This window comes from Companilactobacillus suantsaicola (assembly GCF_004745525.1).
Taxonomy (GTDB): Bacteria; Bacillota; Bacilli; order Lactobacillales; family Lactobacillaceae; genus Companilactobacillus; species Companilactobacillus suantsaicola.
On the sequence record NZ_RKLY01000001.1, the window covers coordinates 158104 to 166931 of the forward strand.

General features: G+C 36.4%; 7 protein-coding genes. 5 read left to right on the forward strand and 2 right to left on the reverse strand.

What is annotated here, in order from left to right:
• Positions 1-65: 65 nt before the first annotated feature.
• The 5 genes from dnaE to EGT49_RS00790 all read left to right on the forward strand — a co-directional run bounded on the left by dnaE (position 66) and on the right by EGT49_RS00790 (position 7727).
• Positions 66-3389 (forward strand): DNA polymerase III subunit alpha, encoded by a 3324-nt coding sequence (gene dnaE / locus EGT49_RS00770; RefSeq protein ID WP_135371055.1) that lies wholly within the window; start codon positions 66-68, stop codon positions 3387-3389.
• 100 nt (positions 3390-3489) lie between these two features.
• Positions 3490-4449, forward strand: coding sequence for a 6-phosphofructokinase (pfkA, locus tag EGT49_RS00775; protein WP_135371056.1), 960 nt, complete (start codon positions 3490-3492; stop codon positions 4447-4449).
• 81 nt (positions 4450-4530) lie between these two features.
• Complete coding sequence (gene pyk, locus EGT49_RS00780; protein WP_135371057.1) at positions 4531-6300, forward strand: pyruvate kinase; 1770 nt, start codon at positions 4531-4533, stop codon at positions 6298-6300.
• Positions 6301-6422: 122 nt separating this feature from the next.
• Positions 6423-7220: a DUF4931 domain-containing protein gene (locus EGT49_RS00785; RefSeq protein WP_135371058.1), complete on the forward strand. Its 798-nt coding sequence runs from the start codon at positions 6423-6425 to the stop codon at positions 7218-7220.
• Between the two features lie 111 nt (positions 7221-7331).
• Positions 7332-7727 (forward strand): hypothetical protein, encoded by a 396-nt coding sequence (locus EGT49_RS00790; protein ID WP_135371059.1) that lies wholly within the window; start codon positions 7332-7334, stop codon positions 7725-7727.
• 98 nt (positions 7728-7825) lie between these two features.
• Here EGT49_RS00790 and EGT49_RS00795 read toward each other — a convergent pair whose 3' ends face one another.
• Both EGT49_RS00795 and EGT49_RS00800 read right to left on the reverse strand, forming a co-directional pair.
• The gene (locus tag EGT49_RS00795; RefSeq protein WP_135371060.1) at positions 7826-8431 is read right to left on the reverse strand and encodes a DNA-binding response regulator; all 606 of its coding nucleotides are present in this window, start codon (positions 8429-8431) and stop codon (positions 7826-7828) included.
• A 1-nt stretch (position 8432) separates the two neighbouring features.
• Positions 8433-8828 (reverse strand): sensor histidine kinase (locus tag EGT49_RS00800; RefSeq protein WP_342772212.1); only part of this gene is annotated, 396 nt, incomplete at its 5' end.

Below are 8828 nucleotides of genomic sequence, written 5' to 3' on the forward strand. Positions count from 1 at the left end.
AAAGGATTTTACCCAATAAACTTCTACTTGATTTTGATATAATTTTAACTAAAGGGGGCGGTAAATTGCAAGCACAGCTACAAGTGATGAGTAGTTATAGTCTACTGCACAGTCCCGCAAAACTGACAGAACTTTTGGATGAAGCTAAAAAAAGAGGCTACACGGCCTTGGCTTTAACCGATTTGAATAATTTGTATGGTTCAATTGACTTCTATAAGTATGCTCAAAAGATTGGAATCAAGCCAATTATTGGTATAACGATTGAAACATTAGGCTTGATTGATACCGAAAATTCGTATCCATTGATACTTTTAGCGAAGAATCAAAGAGGATATCAGAATTTGATCAAGATTTCATCAATAGTCATGTCAAATGAGACCGTGACTTTGGAAAAATTGAAATCGTACTTATCAAATTTATTTGTTATCACGCCAGCCAGTGAAACTGAACTTTTGACGATTGTCGAAAAGCAAAGCTATTTAGACAGTTTAAAAAGTTTAGTCGATGCTGAGTCATTATTTTTGGGAGTAGGTATTTACTCACATCAAATTGAAAATGTTAAAGTAATTCGAGCCGCCGGAGAAAAGAATAATTTGCCGGTAGTTGCCCTAGGTGATGTTCGTTATTTGAATGAGGACGACCATTTATCGTATCAAGTGGTTAATTACTTACGAACTGGACAAAGATTTGAAAATTTAGCCCAAGTTGTTGAACAAGGTGATCACTACTTGCATTCAGCTGAGGAGTTCACGAATGATTTTCTTCAGGTTGATTTGAATGAAGCCATCCAAAATGCTGATTTAATTGCTGAGAATTGTAATGTCGAAATTGAATTTAAAGAAACGCAATTACCTAAATTTGAAACGCCACATGCAGAACCGTCAATTAACTTTTTAACAACTTTAACCCAAAAAGGATTAGCCAAACGTCTGGATAATCAAGTTTCAAAAGATTATGTGGAGAGACTGAATTATGAATTGTCTGTAATCGATAAAATGGGCTTCTCAGACTATTTCTTGATCGTTTGGGATGTTATTAAGCATGCACATGAAATTGGCATTAAAACCGGTCCAGGACGTGGGTCAGCTGCTGGTTCACTGGTTTCGTATTGTTTAGGGATTACTCAAGTTGATCCAATCAAGTATGATTTGCTCTTTGAACGTTTTTTGAATCCTCAAAGAGTAAATATGCCCGATATTGATTTGGATCTACCAGATGACCGCCGTGATGAGATGGTCATGTACATGCATGAAAAATATGGTTCTGATCACATGGCACAAATCATTACCTTTGGCACCTTGGCTGCTAAAATGGCCTTGAGAGATATTGCCAGAACTTTTAGTCAGACCCAATTTCAAATGTCCCAGTGGTCCAATGCTATTCCCAGAAAATTAAATATTACTCTTCAAGAATCTTTTGATGAATCTAGTTCACTACGTAATTTAATCAATGAATCACGCGAGAATAAATTAATTTATCGAGTGGCTACTAGACTTGAAGGGATACCAAGACATTATTCCACCCATGCGGCGGGAATTGTTTTGAGTAAAAAACCGATGACTGATATCGTGGCTGTTCAATTAGAAGACGATGGCATCAATTTGACCCAGCAAACTAAGAACAACGTTGAAAGTGTTGGCCTATTGAAGATGGACTTTTTAGGTTTGAAAAATTTAACCATCCTTGATTCAGCAATCAATCAAATTTCTAAAGCTTATGGACGAGAGTTTGTTCCTGAGAAGATTCCTTTGAATGACCCTGCCACCTTGAAGATTTTTCAACGAGGAGCAACTGATGGGGTATTTCAATTTGAATCTGATGGTATTCGGAGCGTGTTGCGTCGTCTAGTGCCGACTAAATTTGATGATATAGTTGCCACTAATGCCTTGTATCGACCCGGTCCAATGCAAAATATTGCAACCTTTATTGCGCGTAAACATGGGCAAGAACCTGTCACTTATCCAGACGATTCACTGAAGAAAATCTTGGAGCCGACGTATGGAGTTTTAGTCTATCAAGAGCAAGTAATGCAAGCTTCATCAGAAATGGCACATTTCACTTTGGCTCAAGCTGATATTTTGCGGCGAGCAATCAGTAAAAAGAATGAAAAATTAATTGAGGAGAATCGTCAAAAGTTTGTTGATGGTGCAGTTACTCATGGTCATTCCAAAGAAGCAGCTGAGAAAGTTTATCAGTATATTGAAAAATTTGGTAATTATGGATTTAATAAATCTCACTCGGTGGCTTATTCCATGATTGCCTTTTGGTTAGCTTATATCAAAGTTCATTTTGCAGATATTTTTTACAGTCGTTTATTAAATTCGAATTTAAATAATGAATCAAAAGTTGCAACTTATATTCAAGATGCAAAGGATCAACAAATCAAAATTTTGAATGTTGACATCAATCAAAGTGACTTGGAATTTCAATCTGAGAACAAGTCAATTAGATTTGGACTTTTAAGTGTCAAAGGGATGCGCCGGGATCTAGCTCGTGATATCGTCGACCAACGTCAAAAAAATGGATCCTTTACGAGTGCCCTTAATTTTTTACAGAGAATTGATACGAGGTTTGTCAAAAATGATTATTTGGAACCCTTGATTCTAGCAGGAGCCTTCGATTCGTTTAACCGTAACCGCAAGGAATTGCTATATGATTTTCGCGACTTAATTGAGAGTATTCAATTAGCTGGCAGCAACTTGTCACTGTTCGATGTCTTAGATCCCAAAAAGCATGAAGTCGATGATTTTACTTTGACGGAACGCCTAAATCAAGAGAAAGAATATCTTGGTGTCTATGTCTCTGGGCATCCAGTTGAGAAATTTCGTGACAAAATGCTAGAAACGAAGACTACTAAAATTTCCGAATTGAGTAATTTTCAAGGAATTTCTGTAAAAGTACTCGGCTTAATTAAGAATTTGCGCGTAATTCGGACTAAAAAAGGTCAAAGAATGTGTTTTATGACGATAGAAGACGAAACTGGTAGTATTTCAGTTACAATTTTTCCGCGTGTTTTTCAGAAAATAGAAAATATGGAACTGGATGGCAAGATTTTTCTATTCTTTGGTCACAGTAATATTGGACAACGAGGCGACCTAGAATTTATTGGTGATCGTTTAGCTGATCCAAAACAATTTACGATCCAACTGCCGGATGAAAAATTATATTTGAAAGTGGCTAAGAATCTTGATACGCCAGAAAATCTGGCTAAACTATATCGTCTGATCGAGGAGTTTCCCGGTAAAATGCCGGTAATTGTCTATCGTGAGAAAAATCGTCAGGCATTACTGTTGAAATCTAGTCGGTGGATAGGCTTTAATAGTAATGTGCAGAGTCGTCTAGAGAACTTTTTAGGGAAAAGAAGTGTTTTTGTAAAAAAAGAGCACTAAATTCAGCTAAAAACGTTTTCAGCTCTACAAACTAACCTATAAAAATGTTATATTTGATTAGGTTTTGTTTTAGAAACAAATAATTTTGGAGTGTGAACAAATGAAGCGTATTGGTATTTTGACCAGTGGTGGAGATGCCCCTGGCATGAATGCTGCTATTAGAGCAGTTACACGTAGAGCCATTGATAAAGGGCTTGAAGTGTATGGTATCAATTATGGATATGCAGGACTTGTTGCTGGTGATATTTTCCAACTAACAAGTGATGACGTATCTGACCGTATTCAACGTGGTGGAACATTCTTGCATTCCGCAAGATATCCTGAATTTGCTAAGGTCGAAGGACAACTTAAAGGTATTGAACAATTGAAGAAATTCGGTATTGATGCCTTGGTTGTTATCGGTGGTGATGGTTCTTATCACGGTGCTTTGCGTTTGACAGAACATGGTTACAATGCTGTCGGACTACCAGGAACAATCGATAATGATATTCCTTTCACTGACTTTACAATTGGTTTTGATACAGCTGTATCAACTGCTGTTGATGCCATTGACAAGTTAAGAGACACTGCTTCTTCTCACGAAAGAACTTTCGTTGTTGAAGTAATGGGTAGAGGTGCTGGTGACGTGGCTCTTTGGGCTGGTGTTGCTGGTGGAGCACAAGAAATTGTTGTTCCAGAACGTAATTTTGATATTAAAGAAATTGCTGAACGTGTCAAAGAAGGACGTGAAAAGGGCAATAAGAATATGATTATTGTTCTTGCTGAGGGTGTTATGCATGCTCAAGACTTCATGAACGAATTGGACAAGTACGGTGATTTCCAAACACGTGCAACTGTTCTAGGACATGTGCAACGTGGTGGTTCACCAACTGCTAGAGATCGTGTTCTAGCAAGTAAAATGGGTGCCTATGCCGTTGACCTTCTTCTTGAAGGCAAGGGTGGTTTAGCTATCGGTATCGAGGACAACAAGATTACTTCTCACAATATCCTTGATCTATTCGATAGCAAGCACAAACCAGATTTATCTCTATATGACTTAAATCAATCTATTAACAGATAATAGATTATTTTCATAAAATTTAAGCATATTTTCGTAATGTTTGTTACAATAAACGATGAAAACAAGAAAAGGGGATTCTCGATGAAAAGAACAAAAATTGTAAGTACACTTGGACCTGCAAGTAACGATGTTGACACAATCGTTAAATTGATTGAAGCCGGAGCTAACATCTTCCGTTTCAACTTCTCACACGGTGACCATGCAGAACACAAAGCTCGTATGGAAATGGTACACGAAGCTGAAAAGATTACTGGAAAGACTGTTGGTATCGTTCTTGATACTAAGGGTGCTGAAATCCGTACTACAGTTCAAGAAGGCGGCAAGTTTGAAGCTAAGATTGGTCAAACAATCCGTATCTCAATGGATGACTCATTGACAGGTACACCTGAAAAGATTGCTTCAACATATCCTGGACTATACGATGATACACATGTTGGTGGTCACGTATTGATCGATGATGGTCTTGTTGATTTGAAGATCACTGAAAAAGATGACAAGAACCGTGAATTGGTTACAGTTGTTCAAAACGAAGGTATGATCGGCTCAAGAAAGAGTATCAATGCTCCTGGTGTTGAAGTTCGTCTACCTGGTATTACTGAAAAAGATTCAGACGATATTCGTTTCGGTCTTGACGAAGGTATCAACTTCATCTCAGCTTCATTCGTTCGTAAAGCACAAGATGTCTTAGATATTCGTGAAATCCTAGAAGAAAAACATTGTGAATATGTACAAATCTTCCCTAAGATTGAATCACAAGAAGGTATCGACAACATTGATTCAATCCTTAAAGTTTCAGATGGTTTGATGATTGCTCGTGGTGACATGGGTGTTGAAATTCCTTATGAAAACGTACCATTCGTACAAAAATCATTGATCAAGAAGTGTAACGCTTTAGGTAAGCCAGTTATCACAGCTACACAAATGCTTGACTCAATGCAAGAAAACCCACGTCCTACACGTGCCGAAGTTACTGATGTTGCTAACTCTGTTCTTGATGGTACAGATGCTACAATGCTTTCAGGTGAAAGTGCTAATGGTGACTACCCTGTAGAAGCTGTTGCTGCTATGGCTCGTATTGACGAACGTACAGAACAACAATTAGACAAGACTAACTCACTTGCTATCCAAAGATTCGAAGATTACAAAGGTTCAAACGTTACAGAATCAATCGGTGAATCAGTTGTTAGAACTGCTGAAGAACTAAACATTAATACAATTGTTGCTGCTACAAAGAGTGGTTACACTGCACGTATGATTTCTAAGTACCGTCCAAGTGCTGATATTCTTGCTATCACATTTGATGAAAAGACACAACGTGGTTTAACAGTTAACTGGGGTGTTGATCCAGTTGTTGCTGACAAGCCAGAAAACACTGATGAAATGTTTGACTTAGCTGCTAAGAAAGCTCAAGAACTTGGTTTTGCTAAGGAAGGTGACCTGATTCTTATCGTTGCCGGTGTTCCTGTTGGTGAAAGTGGTACAACAAACGTTATGAAGGTTCAATTGATCGGTTCAACATTGGTTAAAGGCCAAGGTGTTGGTGAAGAATCAGTTGTTGGTAACGTTGTAGTCGCAAACTCAGCTGAAGAAGCAAACAAGAAGGTTAACGAAGGCGACATTCTTGTTACAAAGATGACAGACAAGGATTACCTACCAGCTCTTGAAAAAGCTAGTGCCGTAGTTGTTGAAAATGGTGGTTTGACATCACATGCAGCCGTTGTTGGTATTGCTATGGGTCTACCAGTTGTCGTTGGTGCTAAGAATGCTACATCACTTGTTAAAGATGGTGACACTGTTACTGTTGATTCAAGACGTGGTGTTGTATACAAGGGTGCTTCACGTTCACTTTAATTTTTAAATAAAAATTAAATCTGTTTTAAAATATAAAAAGACTGAAAGAGACTGACGAGTTTCTTTCAGTTTTTTTGTGTTTGCGTTATTATCATATTAATTAAAATTTTTGAGGTGGAAGATTGTCGAATAAAGATGTACTTGTTTTTGAGATCGAACAAGCTAAAGGAAAACCTAGGGATGTTGAAAAGAAAAAGGATTACTGTCCATTTTGTGACACTAAGAATCTGACTAATATCATTGAACAAAAGAACGATATGATTTGGCTGGAGAACAAATTCAAGACTTTAAAAGATACTAATCAGACTCTGGTTATTGAATCTAGTGACCATCAAGGGGATATTTCCAACTACTCGGTTAAAAAGAATCAGGAAGTATTTGAATTTATTTATCATTGCTGGAATGAGATGATTCAAAGTAAGAAATACGAAAGTGTATTAATGTATAAGAACTTTGGACCAATGTCTGGTGGCTCTTTGCGTCATCCACATTTTCAAATTATTGGCTTAGATAAAGTTGATGGCTATAAACACATTGAAGAAGAAAATTTTACTGGGTTGGATGTTTTTAATTCTAAGCATATCAATGTGAATGTCTCGGAAAAACCAATTATGGGATTTGTTGAATTCAATGTCGTGATCAATAATCCTAAGTATATTGATGATTTAGCAGAGTTTACTCGGGTTACCGTGAAATACGTTTTGGATGATCTGTATGGCGGTAAATTTGATTCCTATAATATTTTCTTCTATAAAATTGGTAAGAAAATTATCTGTAAAGTGGAAGCTAGATACGTTGTTTCACCTTATTTTGTCGGCTATCGCTTGTCCCAGCGTGATGGAGATAAGCAAGTTAAAGGTATTGCTGATATTTTATTAAAAAGATTACAGGAGAATGCACAGAGTAAAGAAATCAAGTAGATAAAAGGTATAAGTAGAATTTAGTCGAGCAAAAGTCGATGTTTTATGTTATACATGTTATATATGGTTGTTTAGCGAACCTCATAAATTTAAATTTGGAGGGTTACGGTAATGGATAACATTAGTAAAAAAAGACATTGGGGACTGTTGGGACTTTATTTTCTACTGTTGCTTATTTCTTCACTGATCCAGCAATTTAAATATTTTGGCACAAGGATTTTTCTACCAATTGTCATCATTCTTATTATATTGATTGGATTGTGGAGGTACTTACTTTCTCATAAGATAATAAAAGTAACTTGGACGAGTATGACTTATGAACCTAATGCACATAAAAGTGAGCGAATGTTTTTATTCAGTCTCGTGACAGTAGTGGCACCGGTGCTTAGATTTCATGATCTAACTAGCTATGATGTTATTATTTCCGTGATAGCTATATTGGTGGGAGTTATTGGCTTTGAAATGAATGAACATAGATTGAATAAGAGGGTACAGAAATATAATTAAGGTGTAAAGTGTTTGTCTTAGTGCAGACACTTTTTTTATATGTACAAAATTGTGTGCAACTTGTTTAAATTAATGTTATGTAACCTTTGATTTGAAATTTAAATCCAATCGTTTTTCTTAGCAATATTTAAGGCTTCGATTCGTGAATGAGCTCCAGTCTTACTGAGAATGGAAGAGATATAATTTCTAACAGTTCCGTACGATAAAAACACAGCTTCTGAAATTTCTTGAGTACTTTTACCTTGAGAAAATTCTTTCATGATCTTTAACTCTTGTTTTGTTAGGGGATTTTTAGAAGCTGTCAGGATGGTGGAAACTAAAGCGGAATCATAAATAGTCTTACCACCTAAGATCTGATGAATAGTTTGCACTAGGACATCTGTTGGACTGTCCTTTAAAAGATAGGCATTTACCTGATTACTCACGGCAGATTCAAAATAATCTTTTCGAGCAAAGGTCGTTAGAATTATCAGTTTAATGTCTTGCTCAATAATTCTAAGTTGTTTAGCGACTTCTAGTCCGGTCATTTGGGGCATCTCAATATCAAGTATCGCAATATCTGGTTGTAAATTGATAATTTGTTGGAGAGCGGTTTGTCCATTGGTCGCCGAACCAATAATTTTTAAAACAGTTTCTAAATCTAAAATAGCTGAAAGCGCTGAATTTAACATTTCTTGATCTTCAGCAAGATAAATTGTAATCATATTAATCCTTTCGCGGAATCGTTATTTTAAGTTTTACACCGTGTTGAGAAATCACTTCTAACTGACCATCGAGATCAATTAAACGTTTTTTCATACCTTCGATACCAAATGATTGATTTGTTTTATCGTTTTTAAATCCGATTCCATCATCAGAAATTTCAAGAAAAAAGTTGTTATCGTCTTCTCGAAAGCAGAACCTCATGTTATTAGCTTGACTATATCTGAGAACGTTGGTTGTAGTTTCTTTAATAATCGAGGCTAAAACGTGCTGAATATTCTTGGCGAATTTTATAATCAAGTTAGCCACCTTAAGAAAAACTAAATAAAAAAACACCAAGACGTAAAAATCAGTTATCATTGGAGTTCCGACACTAACAATGAAAGAGGTTTTTCGTCT